The following is a 26,185-nucleotide window of genomic DNA, read 5'->3' on the forward strand; positions in this document are numbered from 1 at the left end:
CCTTAGCTAGTGATTCCGACTACTACGGCTCACAGTGGACTTTCACCACCAAGTTAGCGCCCATGCCGGGCGCACTGGGACCGAATTCAGCCAAAAAGCGGTCTGAATTCTCGATTTTGAACTCTGCAAAAACCGCAGATTTCAAAAGTCATCCTGTGCTGTACGGATGGAAGACCACCATCCTACACCACTATCACAGCTGGAGCATCATTTTTGACCTCCGGCTAGTGCAATACAATTACTATTTTTATCAGAAAAGTATTTGATGAAAACAAATAAAATAGTATTACACAATATCAGCTGAAGGATACGAGAAATTTTATCAGTCGTGAAATTGGCGTTGAACGGGTGGTTTAGCCGTTCTTACGCCAAGGGACGAGCTTGGAGATTTGCGAAGCAAAGCTTCAAGTCGAGGTCCGAGACCTTGGCTCGGACCGGTCCCCACGGCAGATGAAATATCTCGTAACCGGAAGCGGCAACCACAAAACAATCTAAATATACTTAGCAGTAACTGAATCCTCAACACCGACAATCCCAGCAACCGGACCTTCATACATAATCTGACCACCGCGAGAACCGCCATCCGGACCAATATCGATAATCCAATCGGCACTTCGCATAACATCAACATTATGTTCAATAACCACAACAGTATTACCTTTATCAACCATATCATTAATGATTCGAATCAAATTCTCAGTGTCGGACACATGTAACCCAGTCGTTGGCTCGTCCAATATGAAGATATTACCTTTTTTGTTCAATTCTTTGGCAATCTTCAAGCGTTGGCTTTCACCACCAGATAAGGTATTGAGCGCCTGACCCATTGATAAATAATCCAAGCCGACGTTATGAATATTCTTTAACTTATTATTTATTTTCTTATCATCAAAGAATGAAAATGCTTCTTCTATTGTCATATCCATCACTTCAACAATATTCTTACCCTTAAATTGATACTGCAATACTTCAGGATCGAACCTGCCACCATGGCACTTTGGACATTCAATTTCAGAATTATCCATAAAGGACATATTCAATTCAATCACACCTTTACCCTTACATTCAGGACAGGCACCTTTGGAATTGTAACTGAACAAACCATCTTCAACATCGTTAGTTTGAGCAAACAACTTTCTGATTTCATTCATGATTCCTGTATAAGTCGCAGAATTAGAACGACTATTAGCATGCAATGGACTTTGATCAATCACGACTGCATCGGGATTTTCCTGAGCAAAAACCTGCTCAACCAACGTGCTCTTACCAGACCCAGCAACCCCAGTGATAACTGTGAACAATCCTTCAGGAACGTTTAGTTGGATATCCTTCAAATTGTGGAGTGAAGACTTACTACTATTCACGAACTTCTCAGATTTTCTTGGTGATTTCTTAAGTGGCAACTGTTGATTCAAATACTTACCAGTTAAAGTATCGGATTTCAGCAACTCCTCATATGTACCAGTGAAATTGATTTCCCCACCGTGAATACCCGCTCGTGGACCAACATCAACAATGTAATCCGCAATCTTGATAACGTCAGGATCATGTTCAACTACTAGTACCGTATTGCCATTATCCCGAAGCTTCAATAACAAATCATTCAATCTATGAACGTCTCTAGGATGCAACCCAGTACTTGGCTCGTCAAGAATATAAATTAAATCAGTCAAACTATTAGATAAATACTTAACGGTTTTAACACGCTGACTCTCACCACCAGAAAGTGTTGAAGTTTCACGAGTTAAATTCAAATAATCCAATCCAATATTGATAAGATCTTGAATACGAACTTTTAAATCAATGACTATCGATTCCATTTGCTCATCGTTAAACTCATCAAGGGTAGTAATTAATTGATCCAGTTGCATGTTAGTCAGATCATAAATATTGTATCCATTGATTTTTGAAGCCAAAACTTTTTCATTGAATCTCGTTCCATGACACAACGTACAAGTAGACATTTCCGCAAATTTTTCAATTTTCTTTCGAGCACCATCAGACATAGTCTTATTTTCTTGAATATTAGTGCGATAGAACTTCTTGACGATACCCTCATAATTAGTTTGGAAGTCACTGCCCTTGTACTTAACTTTTATAGCAGCTTCACCATTGAGCAAATTATCCATTTCCTCATCAGTAAAATCTTTGACTGGCTTGTCATTATCAAACAATCCAGAATTCAACAAGGTTTGTAGATAAAAGGAATTATTGCTATATCCTGGAAGCAACACAGCTCCCTCATTCAGAGACTTGTTATAATCAAGTGCCTCGTCCAATTTAACAACATAACTGCGACCAATTCCCTCACACTGTGGACACATGCCTTCTGGATCATTAAAAGAAAAAGCATTACTGGCATTACCATATTTGGGTTGACCAAATCTTGAAAACAGAATTCTGAATAATGGACTGATGTCACTGATCGTACCAAGTGTTGAACGAGCATTACCACCAAGTGGCTTTTGATCAATAATAATTGCAGTAGAAAGATTATGAATCTCATCAGCATCAGGACGCTTATACTTCGGTAAATATAATCTAGTAAAACTGTTATAAGTACTGTTCAATTGACGACCTGCTTCTTGAGCAATTGTGTCAAAAACAATTGAAGACTTACCTGAACCAGATACACCCGTGAAAACTGTCAGTTTGTTTTTTGGAATTTTCAAACTGATATTCTTTAAATTATTTTCACGGTCATTCACTATTTCGATAAACTGTTTTTCAGACATTTGGAACCCCCAATATATTTTATTTTTTCCAAAAAGGAAATTAATTATAGCATATTTTTTGTTAAATAATGGTTTAATTTGCGATGTTGTCCGAATCCGGAAGTGAAAAATTTTACCTGCAGTGGGACCGGCTTAAGCCACGGTCTCGAACCTTGACTTGGAGCTTTGCTTTGCAAATCTCCAAGATTGTCCTGTGGCTTTTCGCCACTGTAACTGCTGGTAAGATTTTCACTTCCTCCGTCTAACTCGTATTCTTGATTTTGAATAGACTGTATTCATACGATGAAACTATATAAAGTTACCCAATTACAATTGAACACCAACCCAAATCCATCAAACATAGCCTAGTTATCATATGGTATTAAAACAATAGCCGAAGGCTGAGAGTAAAGGTGCCAGCAGTGACAGTGGTGTTGAACGGTGACTTTCCGTTCTTACAGCACAGGACGACTTTTGAAATTTGCGTTTTATGCAAAGTTCAAAAGCGAGACTTCAGACCAAGGCTGAAGTCGGTTCCACAGCAGGCACCTTTACTCTCAGCCTTCAGCGGCAAAAAGGCGAAAAAAAGAAGCATGCAATCTGCACACTTCTAAATAATCAAAATTAAAATAATTTCCTTATCTTACCCAGCTATAGCACGTATATTAATTTAAAAGATCAATAACAAAAATGCTATCAATATCCCCATGACTGCAAGGTAACTCACGTTACGCTTGTCGTTTCGTAAGTTCTTTTGTTTATTCATGGTATTCATTCCTTCCGTGCTTACACAGTTATACCATCTCACAAAAAGAATTGAAAGAAAAAACTCAATTCATGTAAGCCATATCATGTAACGGCACTATAGTATTTGCATACCGTTATAACGTATAATATATTTTATAGTACAAAAGGAGAACTCATCGCACAATGAACAAAACAAATCGCGTCTACTTAGCTGGACCATTTTTCAGCAAAGAACAAATTAATCGACTAGACGAAGTCGAAAAACTACTAAATGAAAACAAAACCATTGGTGATATTTTCCGTCCTGGTGGCAGTGAATATACTGATGCTAAAATGGGAACATTCGAATGGCAAACAGCCGTTTTTAAGCATGATATCAATAATATCAACACTTCAGATATTGTTATTGCCATGTTAGATTACAAAATGGAAGACAAAGAATTTGAGCCAGACTCAGGTACTGTCTGGGAATGCGGCTATGCTTTCGCCAACAACATCCCTGTAATTGGTATTCGTTATGAGGAGAATCAACCTCTTAACTTGATGCTTGCTGGAAGTCTAACAGCATTCTTCAAGGGTGAAAAAAGTGTTCAATTGATCAAGGATTATGATTTTAATACTCTAATGACACGTTATGAAGATGTTGAAGTACTTTAAACTACTGGCTTAAACAAGAAAGTCCATTACTTAAATGTGATGGACTTTTTTGTTTCTACAAATTAACGTTATAATACGTTTTTGTCACATCTTTCATTTTGTTCTAAACTAGTACAGTAACTATTTTGAGGGGGATATATTTTTGAATTCTACAACTACATCCAAATCACCAAGCAAATACTTCCTATTTAGCATGATGTTGATTGCTGCTAACTTACGTTTGCCAATTACAATTATGCCGCCATTACTAAACAAAATTGAACAGAACTTAAACATACCTAGTTATATGGCTGGTCTATTAACGTCCATTCCACTATTAGCATTCGCAATTTTTTCACCGATAATTGTTAAGGTCGCTGACAAACGTGGAAATGAATTAACAATTTTCCTATTTTTCATCCTGCTTCTTGCTGGAAGTTATTTACGAGTTATACCTGCCGTCTGGGCATTATTTTTAGGAACTGCCCTAGTCGGTATAGGGATCGACAGTGGAAATGTTTTACTACCCGCTGTTATTAAGGATAGAATGCCCACCAATATTCCACTTGGTACTAGTCTCTATACATTATCAATGCTGCTTATCGGTGCAATTGGTACAGCATTGTCAGGTGTTCTCATCACCAGAATAAGTCTCAGTTCGACCTTATCGATTTTATCCATTATGGGAATCATTGCCTTTATTATTTGGATACCAAATATTCGTAATAATCGAAAGTCAGTTGCGGATAAAGATGTTGAAGTTCCCAAATATCACACAGTCTGGAAACAACACTTAGGCTGGTTGATCACACTGTATTTTGGACTACAATCAGTCATTTATTATTCAATCTTAACTTGGCTACCAAAAGTTCTTGGAAGTCATGGTGTTACAACTATTTTCTCAAGTAATTTACTAACAATTCTGCAATTAGCCGGATTGCCATGTTCATTCATCGTACCAATGTTGGCACCTAAAAAATGGGGTATGCTTACTTTGATAGCATCAGTAGCAATGGGATACATTGTTGCGCCATTAGCATTCTTAGTTCCAATCACTACCGGAGCCTATTTAGTATTCTGGTCGATCATTGCCGGAATAGCTCAAGGTGTCGCCTTTAATACAGCCATCTTTTTCTTCACAAATAAGACAACTAACCCATATCAAACAGCCGAAGTTTCAGGTATGGCACAGTCAGCCGGATATTTATTAGCAGCCATTGGGCCAGTAGCGTTCGGAGTTTTACAACAAACCTCGATAATACTAATTGCATTGGCAATTCTAGCAACATTATTAACAATCACAGGAATAATCATCAACAACTCATCACTTATAAAAGAATGATTTTTATGTTTAATTGTCATTTACGGGTATGAAAAAATAAATAAACTTTTTCCAATCATTGCCACATCAACTATCACGTAGTAAAAATCTTTTCATCACACTTGTGTATAATTTTTCCAAGTGATATTATACATTCAAGCAAAATAAAGGACGACAGTGAGCGTCCATTTTGGAGGAAAAGATACTATGAAAATAGTCGAAAACAATACAAATTCAAACCATCTAGATAGCTATCGAGCTAAAGTGGTTGCTTCCACAGCAGCAGGTTTTGGATTAGAGAATATGGACGTCATGTTTCTGTCATTCGCCCTCTCATCCATCATCGCTGAATTCGGATTAAGTGGAACGCAAGCTGGACTAATCTCCACAATCACAAACATCGGTATGCTTATAGGTGGTATTTTTTTTGGAATTTTAGCCGATAAAGTCGGTCGTATCAAAACATTTACTTATACAATCTTCATCTTTGCCATCGCAACTGGAGCTATGTTTTTCGCCCACAACTTAACATTGGTATACATCTGCCGCTTCTTCGCCGGTATCGGTGGCGGTGGTGAGTACGGAATCGGAATGACTGTTCTTGCTGAAAGCTTCTCGAAGAAAAAGCTTGGACGTGTTTCCAGCTGGGTCGGTATGGCTGGACAAGGTGGAGCTATCATGGCCGCCTTACTTGCTACACTGGTTATCCCAACACTTGGCTGGCATGCACTCTTCCTATTCGGAATTCTCCCAGTTATCATTACCTTCTTCATCAGACATCACTTAAAAGAAAGTGATACTTTCATCAAATCCTCCAAAGAAAAACACGGAAGTGTTAAAGAATTATTCGCCACACCAAAGATTGCACATCAAACAATTGCTTTAATGGTTATGGCAATTGTACAGATTGCCGGTTACTTCGGATTAATGAACTGGCTTCCAACAATCATGCAAAAGCAACTAAATCTAACTGTCGCAAGTTCGACATGGATGATTGCCACTATCCTTGGCATGTGTGCCGGAATGCTAACATTTGGCTGGATCCTTGATAACCTTGGGCCTCGCCTTGCATTTGGAATCTTTCTAGTTTGTTCAGCAATCGGAGTTTACGTATTAACATTACCAACCAACATGCTCTCCCTAATTATCGTTGGAGCAATCGTCGGTTACTTCTCAAACGGAATGTTCGCTGGATACGGTGCTGTCGTAAGTAGATTATATCCAACAGAGATTCGCGCTACTGCCAATAATGTTATTATGAACACTGGTCGCTGTATCGGTGGGTTCTCAAGTTTGGCAATCGGCTGGATCCTAGATAATTACAACGTTATGACAGTTATGGTATTCATTTCAACACTCTATGTCATTAGCCTGATCGTCATGTTAACAATTAGTAACTTAAAAGCATCAAATTACAAACAAGCATAACCATATAGCACTAAGACAAAAAGAGACTGCAATCCGATTTTGGATTACAGTCTCTTTTTTTGTTTAATTGGAAAAAATTTCTCTTTCATTTAACCAATTTTACAATTTCATTCAGAGCTTTATGTGCTTCCGGTATTGGATAAGCCATAAAAACATGATCCATATTTGCGTACGTATGAACCTTCAAATCAGCATTATCTTCAGTAGCAATCTCATCGAGCTTCTTAACGTCAGCATAGAAAATATCATGTGTACCAATAAACACATCAATTGGCGGTAATTTGGTCAGATCACCATATATCGGACTTACCAAAGGATCCAAAACATTCAATGTATCTGCATAGATTTTACCCTGGAATTGTAAATCTTCAATATGTAATATCGGATCATCATATTGAATCTGCTTCATTTCCGGATTACTAGTAGAAATATCCAACCATGGAGATAGCAAGATTGCTCGTCCTGGCAATGGATAATTGCGGTTGCGCATTACTTCAAGTAATGACAATGCCATACCAGCTCCCGCTGAATCTCCCATCAAAATAATATCTTCAGGAGCGACATATTCATCATTGATCAAGTGTAAGTACCGTGCTAATACCATTGAAGTTGCTTCATGAACATTATGGAATGGAGCCTTAGGATAGATCGGCATTACGACTCTAGCAACTGCCATTTTGGATAACTTATGAAGCATCGCATAGTGTTCGATCATCGGTTCAAACCAATAACTTCCTCCATGAATATAAAAAATAACCTTATTAGATTGTTCCTTGGGAACATATTCCAAAGTATCATCAAAGCCCTTAAGGTATTTAAAATGATAGCGTAATTTAGCCATTTCTGGCAGCCTAAACGGCTTGTAATTATGTGCAATATAGTGCTCTACATCCTCTTTAGAACGAATCGTTGGAAATAGACTGATAGAATCCAGAGTCTCTTCGATCATCAGACTACTTAAACTTCTACGTTCAGAATGAGCTTGGAATCCCTTGAGGGCCAAGAATCCCGCACCGGCGATTCCAAGAATTCTACCTGATTTTTTGATATAGATCATCTCCCCAAACTATTTATTTATATTCCAAAAATAGGACTCGAAAGAATTTCTTCCATCGAGCCCTATTTTAATATCTATTTATTGTTTTTTCATTACTTTTAAACAAACTTATTTGATAATTATCAACATTTTTAATCACAGTCATACTGATTGGGAACGCAATTGCAATTTATCTTCTCCACAGCCTGCTTTTGATCCAACTTGTCTTGAATCTTATCAATATCATCCTGAGTCAACTCAGATTCATCGATAATATAAGCAACCGCTGATCCGACCTTTTTAGCACAAACCTGATTGAAGAACTTCTTCGATGCCAAGTCAACCGTACGACTCTCATCCATTACAGCAGAATAGATGAACTTCTTGCCATCCTTTTCGGCCTTGATAATTCCCTTATCAGTTAGACGGTGCAACAAGGTCTTGATTGTTGCTGGCTTCCAATCCATTGAATCACTCAAAACCTGAATCAACTGGCGTGATGTAACAGTATCGAGTGCCCAAATAACTCGCATGATACGCCATTCAGCGTCCGTAATATTGATGTTTGTTGTTTCTAGCATATTTATCACTGTCCTCTAATTCAATTTTAGCGGATTGGTAATAAAAGACAAGACATTAATTATTCGCCAACCTTAACAACAGCCTTGCTGACATGCTCAACCTTACCATTCAAAACATCCTCGACTTGCTCCAAGCTAACTTCATGACTGATCAATGATTCGACATCAAGTTTACCACTTGAAAGCAAAGCAATCGCATCTTTGAAGGCGTATGGATTGATGAAAGCACCTTGTATCTTTAATTGTTTTTGATAAACCTCATATGTATTCATCTTGAAAGTCTGATTTGGCTTACCAACACCAAACATCAATACTTGAGCGCCTTTTTTAGTTGCTTCAACGGCTTGTTCTTGAGTTTGTGGAAGTCCCACAGCCTCGACAACAATATCATAATCAGCGGGAATAGTATCACACTTTGTATTATATGTATTAGTTACACCGAATTTTTCTTTGTTAAATTGCAACTTTTCATCAATGATTCCTGCAAAGTCGACTTGGCGAACACCATATGATTGTAATAATTGAACGAATAATTGACCCATGAAGCCATCACCAATTACAAGTGCCTTTTGATATGCCTTCAAGTCTAATAGACTTAATCCGTGAACCGCACATGAGACAGGTTCAACAGCAGCTGCTGACTTCAATGATAAGTTATCAGGGATAGGATAAACAACTGATGAAGGAGCTGTAAATGACTTAGCGAGACCACCATTACGTGTAACACCGACAGCTGATAAGTTATCACAGAGTTCAGGTCTGTCAGTTAAGCAATATTCACATTGCCCACAATAAATATTAGGGTCAACAGTTACTCTGTCGCCAACTTTGACATTCTTAACTTCTGATCCAATTTCAGCAACAATACCTGAGTTTTCATGTCCCAAAACTATTGGTGGAACAGCATTAGCTGAACCGGGAAGACCAGCATACAATGCACGGTCAGTACCACAAATTCCTGCATAGGCAGTGTTTACCAAAACCTCATTTGGTAAAACTTTTGGTGTATCAATATCTTGAATTTCCATTTTCTTAGTTCCAGTTAATACTAATGCTTTCATAATTCGAAAAACTTCCTTTTTTCATTAAAATAATTGCAAAATATATTTATTAAACCGCTTTCATCATAACTTTTGGAAAACAAAAAGGCAAGCCCCCAAAAGGACTTGCCTAAACTAAATAACTATTTACAGTCTTTGATTAATTTCTTAATTTTCAAGAGCTCTTTTTGATTGTTATTGAATTCAGAGAACACTCGTGCCTTGGTCAATAATTCCAGCATCTCGTCACTTGATCCATGGACTGCACAATCATTGATCGCCAGTTGTGCATATAATCTAGCAATGTAATATGTGACATGATTGTCAGCACCAACTTTAATGCCATAGTTAAGCAAAGTATTAGCCGTCTCAAAGTCATGCTGATCAGAATAATAGAGTGCACAGTAAAAGATAATACTGATATAACGCCAGATTTGATTAACATTCTCAATCTCCATGCCGTAAATATCATTGAATACTTTGCTGAAATAATATTCACTCTTGGTAGAGTCATTCTGTTTGGCATAAACCATCCCCATCCCTGTATAGGCAAGGAAAGTAAAAATTGTTTTACCTTCAGAATCATAATTAGTCAGTATCTGATTGAAGTCAAAGACAGAATCAAACAGATCACCATCATCAAGGACATTTAAGATTCCTTTCAGATAGTAATACTGAAGTAATGCGTCATTATCATCTTTAATAAGTTTCGTATCGATTTTATTTATGATATCCCATGAATCAGCATACTCATAAGTAATCAAGTTAAACTCAACTTTGTTCATCGATTTAACTATCTTCTTAGACTTACTGTCGTTCACGCCCATAACATCGTCAAGTGACAGATCCAGTCTGTTGCACAGTTGAATCAGGATCTTCAGTGATGGGATTTTACCGTTATTCTCAAATTTGCTCAACGTAGCTTGAGTACAAACGCCATTGCTCAATTCTTTCTGCGATAAACCTAACTCTTTACGTCTATTCACAAAACTTTGTATGTTCATATGAAGAACACCTCTATATAGTATTTTATAAATATCCTCATACCTAGAATTATATACTCAAATCACTAAGCATGCTATATATACAATATACATATCGTATTGATTATGTCGAAAACACCGTGACGACTGCCTATCAATTATTTTTATTAAATAATTATATATATAGAAATATTCCATATGAATATAACGCATCATTTTCAGAAATTATTATCCTGTGTTACACTTAATTGGCTTTTTAAAAAATTAGTAACGAAGGAGATAATAACCAACAATGCACCTATCTACCACTGAAAGACGTAATTATTTAATCGGATTTGTTTTCATAATTTTTATGGTAGCGAGCGCCACTATCCTAAATGACATGGAAATCATTCTACCCGAGATTGGAGCTCTGACTGCTGGAACTTGGATCTATCAAAATGGCGGCTGGATCAACCAGCCTGTAAAAATCTTCTTAGCACCTTCTGGAACAGCAATCATCGGATTTTTAATCAACCAATTATCAATTACGTACGCTGAAAAAGTGTTGCTGGGGTTATTATTAATGCTTGTATTATTACGACTGCTCCATTCAAATCTAGCTCCGTCATTTGCCACTGGATTACTACCAATTATCATCAACGCCACTCACTGGTCATTTATCTTTGCTATCTTAATATTCACAGCCTTATTAATGACCGGAGTTTTCCTACAAGGAAATTACAAACAAACTAATCCAAGCGAGCTGATCCAAAATCAGCACATGGTGATCTTCACCATCATGGCTATTATCTGGGTAACTGGAGTTTGGTTCTTCGGATTCTCACAAATGGCCGCTATTCCACCTGTAATGGTCGTCTTTTTCGAAGTTTTACAGAAACCAGAATACGGTTTTAAAATGGCTATCAAACACTTCACCGCCTTAGTCGGTGCAGCAACTATCGGAGTTCTCGTTCATTTGGTCGTAGCATCATGGATGTTATCGGCTATAATTTCATTACCATTAGTATTCGTATTATTACAATTATTAAGAATCAAACTGCCAGCTGCTTTTGCTTTTCCACTTTTGGCTCTAGTATTGCCAACTGAAATGTTCCATATGCTCCCAATTACGGCTATCATTGCTTCAACCTTTTTCTTAGGATCAATCGTTCTATTAAATAAAATCGTTGCGACTTACAAAGTAAGTTCTTCTGAAACTGATGAATAATAAAAGAGTGCGATAAAGCATGTTCAACTTTCGAGCATTAAGACAAGAAGGGACCGTAATCCGATTTTGGATTACGGTCCCTTCTTGATTTAAACTGAAAAAGTTATATTCTCTTGCATACTTATACAGCCATACAACTTCTTTGTTTTATTTATTCTTTAAATCTTCAATTGAATTAATATTCTTCATATACTTAGGAACGGCTAATCCAACTTTGGCACCCTTAAGGTTAACACCAAGGTCTTCAAACTTGCCCTTGTAATCCTTGTAATACAATCCAGCTGTCTTAGGCAACCATGCACTAACTTGTGCATCAGCAGCTCCAGTAGCAACTGAGGCCCACATTGGCTGTTGTTCCATAGCTTGAATAGTTACTTTGTAACCCTGGTCACGAAGTACTTGAGCAACAACGTTAGTTGAAGCAATCTCAGAATCCCAAGCAACATAAGTCATCTTAAGTGACTTACCATGAACCTTTTTAACACCCTTAGTCCATTCAGCGACTAACTTGGGGTTAGCTTTGATCCATTGCTTAGCTGCTTTTTGTGGATCCATTCCATTATTTACCTTAAGCATTACTTCTGACATTTGAGCTGGTTTCCAGTGGAAACGATCCAAAATAGTATATGCTTCAGGATTATCTTCTTTCATACCTTTACGAACAATAGTATGAATACTTTCGGCTTTACCATAGACATTCTTAGGGTCCTTCAAGAACTTGATAGGATACTTAGTGAACATCCAGTGGGGTTGCCAACCAGTAATAACAATTGGACGTTTTTGCTTAATAGCCTTGTCCAATGTACTAGTCATTGCTGCAGTAGAACTTGTTTGTAGTTGCCAGTTCTTGTCACTCAAACCATAATCTTTCAATGCTGTTTGAGTTGATGACATGATACCTGCACCAGCATCAATACCTGTAATTGTGTAGTTTATCTGTGAACCAATTTTTTCCTTACTAGTGTAAGGTTTGGTTTCTGAACTACATGCTGTGATCAGCGGGATCATCAACAGTGCGACGAAGAAAAGACTTAAGATTTTTGATTTATGTTTCAAATAATCCCTCCTATCCTTTTTTACGATCTCTTGTTAATGATTGTGTAAGTCGATCTAAGATAATTGCCAAGATAACAACGGCAAGACCAGCGGCAAAACCACCACCAGCATCGTTACGACCAACGGCGAAGTATACCTTAGTACCAAGACCCATAGCACCAATCATAGATGCAGTAACAACCATTGATAGTGAAAGCATCATACTTTGGTTGACACCAGCCATCAAACTAGTTTTGGCAAGTGGTAGTTCAACCTTAAATAGTTTTTGCCATTCAGTAGAACCAAATGAATCAGCGGCTTCGATCAACTCACCAGGAACTTCACGAATACCCATATTAGTCATTCTAACTGTTGGAGGCATAGCGAAGATAACAGATGCAACGATACCAGGAACCATACCGATACCAAACAGTGCAACTGCTGGGATCAAGTAAACGAAGGCTGGCATAGTCTGCATGAAGTCAAGAATCGGCTTCAAAATTATTTCAGCAATTCTACTCTTAGCCATCAATATTCCAAGTGGAATACCAATTACTAGAGCAATCAAACTAGATGTTAATACTAATGTCAAAGTCTGTGTCATATCACGCCAGAAGTCCAAGTTCCAAATAAGCAATAATCCGGCAAATTCAAAAATCAGTAAACTCCAGCGCTGATCATCGCGGTTAACGTAATAAGTCAGTGCCAATACCAATACGATAAAGAACCAAATTGGAATTAGGTCAAATACCCATTGGAAGGCATTGTTAATGCCACCGATGAAATTAGTTACACCATTAAAGAATCCAGTGAAAGTCACTAACCAGTCAACAAAACTGTCGACCCACTGGGCTAATGGTAATTGTGGAATACTATTCAAAATCGTTCACCTCATTTCCTGCAAGGGCACCAAGAACAGCACCACGAACAATAATTCCTTGTAGTTGTCCATCATCATTCACAACTGAGAATGGAATACCAGTTGAAGAAATATCATCAAGCAATTCGGAAATTGGCTTGTCAGCATGAGTTGTTGGAATATCAGTCTTAACGATTGATCTCAAATCACTGCTGTCTTTACGAACTAATCCAATAACATCATTGGCATCAACGATACCAACAAGTTTACGTCTATTATCAACAACATAAGCTGTTGATACTTCATTATTCTTCATACGTTTCAAGGTCAATCTTGGACCAGCCTTATCAATATTGATCGTCACTGGACGAATCATAACATTAGCGGCCGTTAAGACCTTACTACGATCAACGTTTTCGATAAATTCTTCAACATAATCATTAGCTGGATGTGTCAAGATATCTTCAGGTGTACCAGTTTGTACAACTACACCATCACGCATGATCATGATGTGATCACCAAGCTTTAAAGCTTCGTTCAAATCATGACTGATGAAGATGATTGTCTTATGCAATCTTTCTTGAATATCCAACAATTGATCCTGCATATCAGTTCTATTCAAAGGATCAAGTGCCGAGAAGGCCTCATCCATTAATAGAATTTCAGGATCGTTAGCCAAAGCACGAGCAAGACCGACACGTTGTTGCATACCACCAGATAATTGATCTGGATATTCATCATCGTATCCTTTGATACCAACTTGGTCCAAGGCTACTTTGGCTTTCTTTTCACGTTCTGCCTTATCGACACCTTGAATTTCCAAACCATATTCAGCATTCTCTAATACCGTTCTATTAGGAAGTAATCCGAAATTTTGGAAAACCATACTCATTTTTTTACGACGAACTTCACGAAGAGACTTCTTGTCCATCTTCATTAAGTCCTCACCATCGATTGATACCGAACCATCTGTAGGCTCAATCAAACGATTGATCATACGAACCATTGTGGATTTACCACTACCTGAAAGTCCCATGATAACGAATATCTCGCCATCATTGATTTCGAAGCTGGCCTTTTCAACACCAACGGTTGCACCTGTTTCCTTTAGAATTTCCGATTTTGTCTTACCTTGCTTAATTAGTTCCTTAGCACGTCCGACACGTTTACCAAAAATTTTAGTTAAATTCTTAACTTCAACTTTTACAGTCATCAAATCCCCCATTCCTGGAATAAAAAGTGGTAACTGTTTCACCACTAAGTGCATTTAAATTTGCACTATTACCTCATTAGATAAAACTAGCTCTCGAGTAAAGCAAAGCTAAACTCCGGGAGCCAATTATCAATCAATTACTTCAAAAAAATTACTTTTAAAATTTTCTCAAAACCATTATTTTTTCAATTAAAAATACTACTATTCATAAGGTAAAAATAATAGCAACACACGTATTACTGTAACAAAAATAGTTGTCATTTGCAAACCGTGTTGCCTATAAATGCCCGTATGGCGCGCTTTTGAAGTTTTCTTGGTACTGCTTTCCTTGCTATAGCGATAAGATTTATAAGGCTTTCAAAATTTTCTTAAAAAAAGCTAAAAAAAATATCGAGAATCTACTTTTATTGTAGATTCTCGACACTTTTATTGCGGGCATATACTGTTTTTTTGAGGGGGAAACAGTACTACGGAAAAGTATTACGGTTGCCTTCCCTTACCTGTCAGGCTTGGGAAGTTTTAAAACTTAGTGTTATTGGCCCACTTCTCAGTTAAGAAGTAATCATTCATCTGATACTTGGTCTTATTAGGATCAGCCTTCTTATCCTTGAAGTATGGTTCCAAATGCTTATCTAGAATTAGCCAGCCACGCCAACCCATGTGAATTGTATCTTCGGCAATATAGTTAGGATTCTTCTCGTGAGTTAGATCCACGATGTTATTGAATCCTTGTGACTTCAATTGATAAGTAATCTTAGCATCAAAGTCTGACAAGGCATTCTTAGGCATCCCTGTATATTTGATCCACTTAGGATTTACTGGTTGAATGACAAACATTACTTCAGTATGATTCTGATTGAATAAATACAACATTGCTTGGAAGTCATTATATTCAGGGGAGTGTTTATAATCGACATGTCTGTGAGCATTCTTGTATCTGTGAATTCTTCTATACAATTGTTTCTTATAGTAAGAATCACCAATCTGTAAATCATTTTCACGTGAGTGATGTTTTGCCATTTTGACAGCTAACTTGTCCAAATCCTTGTAGTTATAATCACTTGGCAATTTTGAAACCGCCTTATCGATCGTCTTTTGGTGATCATTTAAGGAAATAGTTCCAAATAGATCATCTTGGTTCTCCAAACTACTACGTTTGAGATTACTAATATAAAAACGCTGATAGCTAGTGATGTACTTACCAGCAGCGATTCGGTTCAATGCATCAGTCTCAACTGTACCAAGACTATCGTCCAAATCTAGAACTCTGCTAGCAATGTATTTGTTCATCTTCTTATCACCGTGATTAGAGTTAACAATGAAACCAGTTAACTGTAATGGTGAAAGGAAGTATTTAAATGCATCTGATGGAACTCCTTTTTTGGTGAACCACTGTGGTGAAATAATCACTACAGCTTTTTGATTCTTCAACTTACTCATTCCACTGACATTCAATGTCTGTGTCAAAGATGCGGTTCCTGGATTACCTAATAGGAATGGTTTGTTCTTCCAATGGTACTTCTGCGCCATTGAAGAAGGATGGAACGGATCCATTCTAGAAAGTTCAGATGATCCAATAATAGGAATGTAATTTTCTTTTTCAGCCGCATTCTTAACACTTTCACCCTTGAGAACTCGAACATCTAATGACGTTGATGCCTGATCTATTTTCTTAGGAGTGACTGTTTTGAAATGAATCGGAGTCCATAAAAGAATTAACAAAGCAACAATCGCAACTATTACAGGTCCAAAAATCATCCATAACTTTTTTTTCATATTATTCTATTCCAGTTCTTTTACACGATCTGAGATTTTGTTGATTGTTGACCATTGTGAGCGATCGAACTCTGAAACTGGTACTGTAATTCCAAAATCATCCTGTAATGTCACTAGAACTTCAACTGTTGCCATTGAATCTAGAATGCCGCTTGCAAATAAGTCTTGATCCTTATCGTTGCCAACATTGTCCAAACCTGTTACATCTTTTAAAATATCTACAATTTTTTCTGTGTTTTCCATAATGAATACTCTCCTTTTTTATGAGAACCATAATGTGTTCAAAAATCCTGAGAAAATCAGGAAGCTAAAGCAAACTACATTGAAAGTTATGAAGATCGCTAAATACTTAGTGAATCTGTTGCTAGGAATCTGTTTGCGATGCTTCTTCTTGAATCGCAGCCATGCATCATTAGTGATCATTGCACAAGCATGGAAGATACCATATACGATATAGAACCAAGTCTCACCATGCCAGAAGCCCATGATCAGAAACAGTGCGACATATCCCACATTGGCCATAGTTATTCTGTTCTTGATCCATTTCTTCTTCATCATTGTGAAGACAAGACGCATATAGATGAAGTCTCTGAACCAGAATGACAACGTAATGTGCCATCTATTCCAGAAGTCCTTAATATTAACAGCTTGGAATGGACGTCTGAAGTTCATTGGTGTCTTAACACCCATGAAATTACTGATGGCTACCGCAAATAGTGAGTAACCTGCGAAGTCAAAGAACAAATACATACTGTAGCAATACATGTATGCGACTAATGCCCAAGAAATCCCGAGCGGTCTCTGATGTGCATACGATAATGCTAAAATTGAAATTTTTGGTAAAAGCAACGTTCCAAAGAAATAACCCAAAATGAACTTATAAACTAATCCCAACATCAACTTGTCTGTTCCACTTTTAAGAAGCTTCAAATATTCATCACGACTAGGAACATTCAAAACATCCTTTTGGAAACGGCGGAAACGGTCAATTGGACCAGAGGTAATTGTCGGGAAGAATAGTAGAAATCTGACGAATTCAGTTGGCTTGATCTCTTTGATCGTGCCATCTCTGACTTCCATAATGATTTCAACAGATTTAAAAGTTAGATAACTTATTCCCATAAATGCGAACAATGAAATCGTCGCATTCTTAATTAACGGATCAAGTTTGACAAAGACCAGTGGAACAATCGCCATTACTACTGCAAAGGTGAACACCCAGAAACTATTATTTTTCTTTTTTCGGTACCTTAGATACGAGAAGACAACAATCATTTCAAACAAAACATACGCAATTAACGAAATTCCTTGAGAAGCATTGCCTCCAAAGAATGTAATTACCAAAATGATTACGGTTGCGATGAAATCATAAATCCTAAAACGTTTGCCGAATAGTAAACCAATAATTATTGGAAGTAGAAGAACGAGCAGATAAATAAAGTAGTGCGGAGAACTGTAAGGTGTGATGTTATTCATTAATCTCGCCTATTAGCGCCTTTCTATCGATCTTCCCATTTTTACTAATTGGCAATTGTTCCACAAATTTCAAAACATTAGGAATCATATAATCCATCGTTGTTGTCTTCAATTCGTCCTTGATGGTTGAATTCAATTCATTGAAATCAGAATCTTTGAATTGATCTTCAAGAACAATATGCGCAATCATTTTGCTTACTTGTTTCTTATTGTTATATAGAGGAACTGTACACGATTGTTTAACTTGATCTAAGTTGCCTAGCATTGAGTCAACTTCTTCCAACTCAATTCTGTAACCATGCATCTTAATTTGGAAATCAGTTCTACCTTTGTAAAACAGCAATCCGTCTGGTGCTTCACCGACCATATCTCCAGTGTGATAGAAAATCTCACCGTTGATCTCTTCAAAAGCTTTTTCAGTTTGAATTGGATTATTCAAATATCCTTTGGATACATCAGGTCCGCTAACTAATAGTTCACCAGTCAAATAGCCCATTTCATCTTTTTCAAAATTGTAAATAATGTGATTCATATTTGATTTCAAATATCCAATTGGAAGACGATCATATTTAGCTAGAACTTCTTGATCAATCAGAATAGATGTAATGGCAACGGTATTCTCTGTTGGACCATAGGTATTGTATAGCTTTGCTTTTGGGAATTTCTTTAATAATTTTTTAGCTGTAGCATGTGTCAATTCTTCACCACAGAAGATGAACTTCTTCAGATGTGGCATATTCAAACTATCGAATCCTCTGAATAACATGCACATTTCAAAGAATGAAGGTGTTGAGATCCAAGTATCGAAGTCTGAATCAACGATTGCATCTTGAAGTTTTCCAAAGTTCTTAGTTGTGGCTTTATCGACAACTGTTAATGTTGCACCATTAGTTAAACCTGGATAAATGTCAAAGACAGATAAGTCAAATGAGAATGGTGCTTGCAACATTAAGTTGGTTTCTTGAGAATAATCAAACTTGTTGTCAACCCAGCTGATAAAGTCAGCTAAGTTATTAGTACTAATTTGAACACCTTTAGGTGTTCCTGTTGTTCCTGATGTAAAGATGATATAAAAATCATCGTCTGGTCCAATACTACGGTTTGAATCGTAAATATTATTTTCGGAAGTCATGGCCGTAGATAGTTCATCTTTGGTCATAATTGGAGTATCAACCCCGAAGTCTTGAACATCACTCCAGTTTAGTATCAATGAGGGTTTAGCTACTGAATTAATTTGAATAATTCTTTGTGGATCTGAACCGTCATCGACTGGAATATATGGGTGACCAGCTTTGATTGCTCCGAGGAACATAACCAGCATCTCGAATTGTTGTCCACCATAAATAATGATTGGACTCTTTTCTGGTAAGAATTTGTCTTGCAAGAAATTAGCAATACGATCAGATTCCTGACTTAAATCACGGTAAGTCTTTGTTACAGAGCCGTTCTTGTAACAAATTTTATCGGGTGATTTAACGGAAACATCTGTAATTTTTTCAATGATAGAATTCATGATTATTTCCCTTCTTCGATTAAAAATCGTTATAAATGAATTTGGCGCTACCTACTCCGTTGTATCCATATATGTACAAAAGAATTAAAAATATAGCGAAATATGCGACGGTCTTAATTACAAATATGGATCCTGGCTTTTTTAAAAATATAAGTAAATTTTTCTTCATAATTTACACCTCTCGGTCTTTTTCGCTTACGTAAAACTTATATAACCATTCCAATATATAGAGTGTCAAACAAATAAATTAATGATTTTTATGAATTAGTGTTTTATCTATATACCTTTATAAGTATTATAATAACTGATGTTTAAACATATAATGCTATTTTTGTAAAAACATTTTTTCTTTTTTGACCAATTACTACTCGCACAAGTCGTTAATTGGGTATCTGTTTAAACATATGAACTTGATTTATTTTCAATTCTCATAATCTGTGATCAAAAAGCCATTATCCTTCAATGATTAATGACAATTTGTGCATCATCAGAATCTCTGTGCTGTGTCATTCAACAAAAAAGTCAGATATTCTAAATATATATATACAGAATTTATAGTTGTATACACGTAAATTTATTTGATTACAAAAATTACAATGTTATTTCCTATTTAATACTTTCAAAAGTGTTAAAAAAAATAATTTACCAGTCGCAGTTATATCTCGTAAGTCTCAAGATTTTTTTGCTACGTCTATCATCATAGTTTTCAGAAAAAGCATTGTCGCTTATATCTTCTTACATACTCCTTACATTTTTGTAAGGTTGACATTCTAGCAAATTTCCTGACAAAAGATTGGTAGAAATAGTATCTGGGACATAATTTTTCCGTTTAACTCAAATAGGGCTGTAATCCAAAATCGGATTACAGCCCTATTAACTTATTGCTAGAAAGTGGAATGTTTTATCCCACACTCTACTAATCTTTTTTATCTGGGAAAAACTTGATCAGTTCATAACTCATATGTAGTAATTCTAGAGAATGTTCATTTTGCAATCTATCCAAATCAATCTTGCCGCTCGTCATATTAAGCAATTCATGGACATCCTGCAAGATTTGAGCCGCTTCAAAATATTGTTGATAACGAATAGAAGAGAAGTGTAAGGTCACACGTCTCTTTTCCCATGTTGGTCCAACAATTGGATCTTTGAGCAGTTCTTCCATGAATTTGTAGTCAAAGTCAGACCACTCCTTCAATCCATAACTAGACACTAGATCCTTGATCTCATCGACATTATTAAAAATTGCGGCAAAGTTAAGCATCCAATTGATTTTTTGAGTAACGGAATTCTTTTGTGATAGCGCTGCTACCAAGTAAATGATACGAAGATACCTTGAATCCTTAAACTCGAATCTCTTATCAAAGTCATCGATCAAGAAGAAGGCATTATCCAAGTAATAACTGCCGTTCTTTTGTCTATCCATAAAATCTTCAAGCAGATCCTGTGTATAAACTGTTATCTCATTATTGCTATCTAGCGTATCAACATTCAAACTACTTTCAGTCAAGGTTGCTAATTCAGCTTTTTTATCACCTTGTATCTTCTTTTGAGCAGCCTCATAATCTTTGCTCCACGGAAGAATCAGCTGATTATTCTCTAAAATTGAGTAATACTTTGTTGTCATTTTTCCCATCTCACCTTAACCCTATTATACTATCTTACGGAATTTACCGAAAAAAAGTCGCCGTTTTATCGGCGACTTTTTTACCAGCTAGCCTTTTTAACACCGGGAATTTGACCGGCATGTGCTAACTTGCGGAAATTCAATCTGGACATTTCAAACTTACTCATATATCCATGTGGACGTCCATCAATTAAATCACGAGAATGCAATCTAGTTGGTGATGCATCCCTAGGCAACTTACTAAGTTCTTCATAATTGCCAGAAGCCTTTAATTCATTACGCAATGCTGCGTATCGTTCAACAGTTCTTTGTAATCTTTTTTCACGTTCGATTTTCGCTTTACGTGCCATATAAAATACCTAACCTTTTCCTATATATATGTATGTTCTAAATAGGAAGTCAATGCTAGTTAATTTCAGAATCGCTTATTACATTAACAAAATTACCAACGGTTATCAAATTATTTAAACTATTTCTATTTAAATTTCGTAACGTAGAACCGTTTTCAATCTTGCAGGCTCTACTCTTCTAGCGTCTGACAAATAAATTTCACGATGAATCTTGGACTTACGTACTCTACCTATTTTTGTGGCTAATTCGTTCATCAGTTCAAAACTGGCTGGTTCATCATCATATGACCCGATATGCAAAGTTTCGATAGCTTCATATGCAGGCCTAACGATTATTTCAAGTTCTTCCATCAAACTCTGATACTTCTTTTCTTTTACACTTTCAATAGAAGAATCTATAACTTCATCGGGAACAAAGTCAGGTATGCGCATCATAATATCATAAGAAAATTCATTCTTATCCAAATGGTCCATTTGTTGTCCTTTTTTAGTCAGCGACCATACACCCTCCAACGGGAAAACAACGTAATCATCAAAATCCAAATCTTTATTCTGACAATATTTTTTGTATCCTGCCTTTATTCCATAGGAAATAGGATATAATGTCTCGATTCTTTCTTTAAATTCTGGGCCATTAGGATTTCCCACACCCTTGAGTGATACGAAACGTTGTTCAGGCACTTCTACTTTAATAGCCTTTTGCTTTGGCAAATACAAATCTTTTTCCTGTTTACGCCATTCGTATTTCATTTTAATTCTCCTCAATAAATCATATTTACCTTCATTGAATAACAATTGATGGTTTGAATCAATTTGTTTTCACATTATTCCACATCTTGTAATTTTTTTTTACTAAAGTTGGTGTACATTTGTTAATAATTTGTGATTCGTGTTACTATTACTTTATCAGCAACACCACACTTATGAGGTAAATAAAATGAAATCACAGACTTGTATCTTATCAATAACCGCCGCACTGGCACTTTCTCTAATATCGACATCAACTGTTCAAGCCGCAACCACAACCGGGGTAATTGGTTCAGACGATACTGTTTCAAAAACAGAATCGACCGATATTGGATCACTAAATAATACCGATAGCCTAGCTATTGCTTATGATTCCGGTGATGGCAATGACACAGGTTCGGCCACTGCTACATCAAATGTTAATGTTAACGTGATTTCTGGATTACTAACTCTTGATGCAGTACCAAACTTCAGCTTCGGTAATGCCGCAGCCGGTTCAACTGTGAACCTCAAGGATAACTCTACTGAAGGCAACATTGTCGTTGATGGCAATTCTGATGGTATCTTGCAAGTTACTGAATCTCGTCAGAATTCAGACAACTCAACCCCAGGATTCGTTCTATCCGCTAGACTGAATGCTTTTACTAATAATGGCAACGAGGTCGATGGATTTACAATGACATTGAATCCAGAAGAACTTTACGATGGAACCGGTAATAGCGCCAGCACATCTTCAGATAAACTGATGACTGAGAAGGCCAAATTAAACGCTGGAAGCAATCAAGATACCAACGTGATGAATCTCGCTGCTGGATCTTACAAGACAGGGACAATCACAACTAGCTTCACAGATAGCAATTCTGCTAGTTTATACGTTCCAAGTAATGCCGGTGATTTAACTAAAGCATCAGTTAAGAAATATTCAAGCACAATCGTTTGGACACTAACTCCAAAGCCTTCAACTACAAATTAAACGAAAACACACAGGGAAAATATTAATATTTTCCCTGTGTGTTTTTTTAATAATTAATATCTTCACTCTTACCAGTTATTTTTAAATACTTACTAATTCCCATCTCATCATACAAGTCCATTCGCGCGGTATTTAAATCTTCATTTAATCCTGCAATAACTTTATCAATTATCTGTTTCTTCTTATTGAACTCATTAATTGACTTATGCTGCTGTTCTAGTGAAACCACTGGAATCTTTATTTCAGCCAGAGTTGACATTCCCAGCAAATTATTTTGTTTCATACTATTGATATCAGATATTCCCAGAGGACTTTTAAGAAACTCATACAACCATTCTGGTAATGCTTTATCTGAATTCACTCTGACAATTACATTTTTAGATAGCATATTCACATAATCCTTATTCACCATGAGCCACCTTTGATCACTCTCAGACCGCTCATTAAATAACAGATCACCACGCTTAATCGTTAACTCAGACATATCATCTTTAACGGGCGCATCGTAAAAACCATGTTGTTCTAATTCGAGATCAATAATGTTGGGCATTTTAGAGGTAAAATAATAATTCAATTTTTTGGCTTTTGCTCGAAATAAAGGTATCAATTCAGACGGGTGTGCTTGTAAATAACTGATCATTTTATCTCTGTCATTATGTATCAGAAATAAGATCATCATCAGATGCTACGCTCCCTTATATTCTGTAAAGCGTAACTCATTGATCAATTGCTTGTCCCTATCTTCCTTCGACATTGTCTCTCCCCTATACATTTGGTATATCATTTTCTACTTTTGATAAACGAATGGATGAAAAAATCGTACAATTACCCACTTATTACGGATAATTGTAGTATATATCATTATTTGAAAGAAAGATTTATGAATTTAGAAATATATGGCAGGCTCTTTTTTGATATTATTTTATTAGAGAAATGGTGCCAAAATACAATAGCAAAGGGGGAAATGCAATGAGATTCGATAAAAAAGTAATTTCAAAACTACTAATTATCTCTAGTCTTCTGTTAGGCTCTGTCAGCAGTATTGCATCCCCCGCAATCGCTAACGCAGCTACAGCAGCAGACCCCATTACAGCCACTACTACGGCTACTCCCGAAGATACAACTAATACAGACCCAAAAACATCAACAGTTACAGTTCAAATACTCTCAGGAATTTTGACACTTGATAAAGTTCCTGATTTTAACTTTGGTGCAGTTGTACTTGGCAAAACGACAAATTTGAAGAGCAACAGTGTTACTGATGTACCTGACGACTTTGCGACTAGCGGTAAAGCCGGTGTTGATGGTAGTTCTGATGGAATGGTTAAAATCACCGAATCACGTTCTAACTCAAACACAGGCGCTACCCCTGGATTTACACTCAGCGCTTCAATATCACCACTTTATCCTTATGACACTACAGCAAATCCTATTACTGGTAATATCATGACCCTAAACTCAGTTCCATTAGTTGATTCTGATAACAATAACATTTCTACATCAAGTAAAGACCTAATGACTTCAAAAGCGGCTATCAGCGATACAGATACTGGTTCAAGCTCATTGATGGATCTAGCAGCCGGAAGCTATCGCATGGGTACTATCGAAGCCAAATGGCAAAATCCTGGTGACGCAACAATGTTTGTTAACGGAACAAACGGTGGAGGCAGTGCTTCAGAGGCAAAAGCCAAAAAGTACAACGCAGTTATTACTTGGACTTTAACTGCAAAACCTTCAGTTACAACAACTACAAAATAATAAATAAAAATAACACCTCAATTAAGGTGTTATTTTTTTATTTCATTACAAATTTTATCTACAAATTCATGGCACCAGTCTACTTATTTTTCAGGGTAAGTCTGTCCAAAATCAACCAATGCACCACGCAAGTTAGCTTCATCAGTATAATGACAAGCCACGACCTTGGGCTTAATCGAAGCAATCTCAACAATATCTCTGATTTTTTCGATTTCTTCATCCACAGCTGGAATCAAATCAGGATTATTCGAGACTGCTCCTCCAAGTACGACTAATTCTGGATCAAAACTATACTGCAAGTTATAGATGCCCTTTGCCAATGAGTAATACATTGTCTGGACTTCTTTTTGAGCACGCTTATCACCATTTTTAGCCAAGTCGAAGACTTCCTTACCTGAATAGTTTGAAACAGGAGTTGAACTTGCATTATATCTCTTAGCTACATTCACTGAAGTACCCATATTACTCAATATATGTTTATCATCCGAAAGCATGAATCCGAATTCTCCACCAAACAAGTGAGCACCATGCCAAATCTTGTGATTAACAATAACTGAACCACCAACGCCAGTCCCAATAATCAAGAAGACTAAGCTATCAACATCCTTACCAGCTCCTGAATCGAGTTCAGCCAGAGCTGCACAGTTAGCATCATTTTCGATACTTACTGGCAATCCGAACTTTTCCTCAAGTGCTTGTTGAATCTCAAAGTTGTGAATATATGGTATAGCTGAGGCTCCCTCAATTACTCCTGTCTTCTTGTTTACGGCACCAGGTGAACTGATTCCAACTCCAATTATTTGTGCATCCTTTTTCATTTGATCTACACGATCAGTTAGAACCTCGTAAAACTCGTTCAGCGTTGAAGGAGTTGGTACTGGTTTTAACTTCTTCAATTCATTATCTTTCCACTCGGCAAACTTAATAGAGGTTCCTCCAATATCGATCAAACCTAAATTCTTCATTATTATCCTCGACCCACTTTCATCTCAAACGGCGACAACAATACTCCGTAATCATTAATGTATTGTACATTTAGGGAATTTTTTATACCCATATCTAATCTAACTACAATCAGAATGTAAGCGTTACCCCATATACTTAATGTTACGGCATTTTTGACAAATAGCAATAATTTCTCCTGTACAATTTATAGAAACAGATT

25 protein-coding genes are annotated in these 26,185 nt (G+C 36.7%); 7 read left to right on the forward strand and 18 right to left on the reverse strand.

What is annotated here, in order from left to right; all coding sequences use genetic code 11:
* Nucleotides 1–266: hypothetical protein (locus EKM66_RS12710; RefSeq protein ID WP_225426559.1), on the forward strand; the 266-nt coding region annotated here is incomplete at its 5' end.
* A gap of 225 nt (nt 267–491) precedes the next feature.
* Here the strand turns inward: EKM66_RS12710 and EKM66_RS05275 are convergent.
* Nucleotides 492–2,735 carry an ATP-binding cassette domain-containing protein gene (locus EKM66_RS05275; RefSeq protein ID WP_125762351.1) on the reverse strand — a complete coding sequence of 748 codons (2,244 nt, stop codon included), beginning with the start codon at nt 2,733–2,735 and terminating at the stop codon, nt 492–494.
* 909 nt (nt 2,736–3,644) lie between these two features.
* Here EKM66_RS05275 and EKM66_RS05280 point away from each other — a divergent pair.
* The 3 genes from EKM66_RS05280 (at nt 3,645) to EKM66_RS05290 (ending at nt 6,846) form a co-directional block, all read left to right on the forward strand.
* The gene (locus EKM66_RS05280; protein ID WP_125762352.1) at nt 3,645–4,118 is read left to right on the forward strand and encodes a nucleoside 2-deoxyribosyltransferase; all 474 of its coding nucleotides are present in this window, start codon (nt 3,645–3,647) and stop codon (nt 4,116–4,118) included.
* 142 nt (nt 4,119–4,260) lie between these two features.
* Complete coding sequence (locus EKM66_RS05285) at nt 4,261–5,439, forward strand: MFS transporter (protein ID WP_225426560.1); 1,179 nt, start codon at nt 4,261–4,263, stop codon at nt 5,437–5,439.
* 186 nt (nt 5,440–5,625) lie between these two features.
* Nucleotides 5,626–6,846, forward strand: coding sequence for an MFS transporter (locus EKM66_RS05290; protein ID WP_125762353.1), 1,221 nt, complete (start codon nt 5,626–5,628; stop codon nt 6,844–6,846).
* Nucleotides 6,847–6,931: 85 nt separating this feature from the next.
* On the opposite strand, the gene EKM66_RS05295 is transcribed toward EKM66_RS05290, so the two are convergent.
* The 4 genes from EKM66_RS05295 to EKM66_RS05310 form a co-directional block, all read right to left on the reverse strand.
* Nucleotides 6,932–7,903 (reverse strand): alpha/beta hydrolase, encoded by a 972-nt coding sequence (locus tag EKM66_RS05295; RefSeq protein ID WP_125762354.1) that lies wholly within the window; start codon nt 7,901–7,903, stop codon nt 6,932–6,934.
* 131 nt (nt 7,904–8,034) lie between these two features.
* Complete coding sequence (locus EKM66_RS05300) at nt 8,035–8,463, reverse strand: CopY/TcrY family copper transport repressor (RefSeq protein ID WP_125762355.1); 429 nt, start codon at nt 8,461–8,463, stop codon at nt 8,035–8,037.
* A 59-nt stretch (nt 8,464–8,522) separates the two neighbouring features.
* Nucleotides 8,523–9,524 (reverse strand): zinc-dependent alcohol dehydrogenase family protein, encoded by a 1,002-nt coding sequence (locus EKM66_RS05305; protein WP_125762356.1) that lies wholly within the window; start codon nt 9,522–9,524, stop codon nt 8,523–8,525.
* Between the two features lie 122 nt (nt 9,525–9,646).
* Complete coding sequence (locus EKM66_RS05310) at nt 9,647–10,507, reverse strand: helix-turn-helix domain-containing protein (protein WP_125762357.1); 861 nt, start codon at nt 10,505–10,507, stop codon at nt 9,647–9,649.
* A 271-nt stretch (nt 10,508–10,778) separates the two neighbouring features.
* Here EKM66_RS05310 and EKM66_RS05315 point away from each other — a divergent pair, with 271 nt between their 5' ends.
* A complete protein-coding gene (locus tag EKM66_RS05315; RefSeq protein WP_125762358.1) occupies nt 10,779–11,696 on the forward strand; it encodes a hypothetical protein in 918 nt (305 codons plus the stop codon).
* A gap of 147 nt (nt 11,697–11,843) precedes the next feature.
* Here EKM66_RS05315 and EKM66_RS05320 read toward each other — a convergent pair whose 3' ends face one another.
* The 11 genes from EKM66_RS05320 to EKM66_RS05370 all read right to left on the reverse strand — a co-directional run bounded on the left by EKM66_RS05320 (nt 11,844) and on the right by EKM66_RS05370 (nt 22,292).
* The gene (locus EKM66_RS05320) at nt 11,844–12,704 is read right to left on the reverse strand and encodes a glycine betaine ABC transporter substrate-binding protein (protein WP_191988035.1); all 861 of its coding nucleotides are present in this window, start codon (nt 12,702–12,704) and stop codon (nt 11,844–11,846) included.
* Nucleotides 12,705–12,762: 58 nt separating this feature from the next.
* Nucleotides 12,763–13,611 carry an ABC transporter permease gene (locus EKM66_RS05325; protein WP_125762360.1) on the reverse strand — a complete coding sequence of 283 codons (849 nt, stop codon included), beginning with the start codon at nt 13,609–13,611 and terminating at the stop codon, nt 12,763–12,765.
* Nucleotides 13,604–14,803, reverse strand: a complete 1,200-nt coding sequence (locus EKM66_RS05330) for a quaternary amine ABC transporter ATP-binding protein (protein ID WP_125762361.1) — start codon at nt 14,801–14,803, stop codon at nt 13,604–13,606. Before EKM66_RS05330 ends, EKM66_RS05325 begins: the two co-directional genes overlap by 8 nt.
* A gap of 519 nt (nt 14,804–15,322) precedes the next feature.
* A complete protein-coding gene (dltD, locus tag EKM66_RS05335) occupies nt 15,323–16,579 on the reverse strand; it encodes a D-alanyl-lipoteichoic acid biosynthesis protein DltD (RefSeq protein ID WP_125762362.1) in 1,257 nt (418 codons plus the stop codon).
* Between the two features lie 6 nt (nt 16,580–16,585).
* Nucleotides 16,586–16,822, reverse strand: coding sequence for a D-alanine--poly(phosphoribitol) ligase subunit DltC (gene dltC / locus EKM66_RS05340; RefSeq protein WP_125762363.1), 237 nt, complete (start codon nt 16,820–16,822; stop codon nt 16,586–16,588).
* An 18-nt stretch (nt 16,823–16,840) separates the two neighbouring features.
* A complete protein-coding gene (dltB, locus tag EKM66_RS05345) occupies nt 16,841–18,055 on the reverse strand; it encodes a D-alanyl-lipoteichoic acid biosynthesis protein DltB (RefSeq protein ID WP_125762364.1) in 1,215 nt (404 codons plus the stop codon).
* Nucleotides 18,048–19,568 carry a D-alanine--poly(phosphoribitol) ligase subunit DltA gene (gene dltA, locus EKM66_RS05350; protein ID WP_125762366.1) on the reverse strand — a complete coding sequence of 507 codons (1,521 nt, stop codon included), beginning with the start codon at nt 19,566–19,568 and terminating at the stop codon, nt 18,048–18,050. The genes dltB and dltA overlap by 8 nt, the downstream gene beginning before the upstream one ends.
* 19 nt (nt 19,569–19,587) lie before the next feature.
* A complete protein-coding gene (locus tag EKM66_RS05355; protein WP_125762368.1) occupies nt 19,588–19,737 on the reverse strand; it encodes a teichoic acid D-Ala incorporation-associated protein DltX in 150 nt (49 codons plus the stop codon).
* A gap of 747 nt (nt 19,738–20,484) precedes the next feature.
* Nucleotides 20,485–21,192 (reverse strand): hypothetical protein, encoded by a 708-nt coding sequence (locus EKM66_RS05360; RefSeq protein WP_125762370.1) that lies wholly within the window; start codon nt 21,190–21,192, stop codon nt 20,485–20,487.
* An 80-nt stretch (nt 21,193–21,272) separates the two neighbouring features.
* Nucleotides 21,273–21,542 carry a 30S ribosomal protein S14 gene (gene rpsN / locus EKM66_RS05365; protein ID WP_125762372.1) on the reverse strand — a complete coding sequence of 90 codons (270 nt, stop codon included), beginning with the start codon at nt 21,540–21,542 and terminating at the stop codon, nt 21,273–21,275.
* 129 nt (nt 21,543–21,671) lie between these two features.
* On the reverse strand, nt 21,672–22,292 hold the full coding sequence (locus EKM66_RS05370) for a GyrI-like domain-containing protein (protein WP_125762374.1): 621 nt from the start codon (nt 22,290–22,292) through the stop codon (nt 21,672–21,674).
* 187 nt (nt 22,293–22,479) lie between these two features.
* Here EKM66_RS05370 and EKM66_RS05375 point away from each other — a divergent pair, with 187 nt between their 5' ends.
* Nucleotides 22,480–23,262, forward strand: coding sequence for a WxL domain-containing protein (locus EKM66_RS05375; protein WP_125762376.1), 783 nt, complete (start codon nt 22,480–22,482; stop codon nt 23,260–23,262).
* A gap of 46 nt (nt 23,263–23,308) precedes the next feature.
* Here the strand turns inward: EKM66_RS05375 and EKM66_RS05380 are convergent, their stop codons facing one another.
* The gene (locus EKM66_RS05380; RefSeq protein ID WP_164505050.1) at nt 23,309–23,941 is read right to left on the reverse strand and encodes a restriction endonuclease subunit S domain-containing protein; all 633 of its coding nucleotides are present in this window, start codon (nt 23,939–23,941) and stop codon (nt 23,309–23,311) included.
* Nucleotides 23,942–24,231: 290 nt separating this feature from the next.
* Between EKM66_RS05380 and EKM66_RS05385 the strand changes: the two genes are divergently transcribed.
* Entirely contained in the window at nt 24,232–25,020 is a 789-nt protein-coding gene (locus tag EKM66_RS05385; RefSeq protein ID WP_164505051.1) for a WxL domain-containing protein, read from the forward strand.
* 83 nt (nt 25,021–25,103) lie between these two features.
* Here EKM66_RS05385 and EKM66_RS05390 read toward each other — a convergent pair whose 3' ends face one another.
* Nucleotides 25,104–25,985 (reverse strand): ROK family protein, encoded by an 882-nt coding sequence (locus tag EKM66_RS05390; RefSeq protein WP_125762382.1) that lies wholly within the window; start codon nt 25,983–25,985, stop codon nt 25,104–25,106.
* Nucleotides 25,986–26,185 lie beyond the last annotated feature (200 nt).

Source organism: Companilactobacillus hulinensis, assembly GCF_003946555.1.
Classification (GTDB): Bacteria; Bacillota; Bacilli; order Lactobacillales; family Lactobacillaceae; genus Companilactobacillus; species Companilactobacillus hulinensis.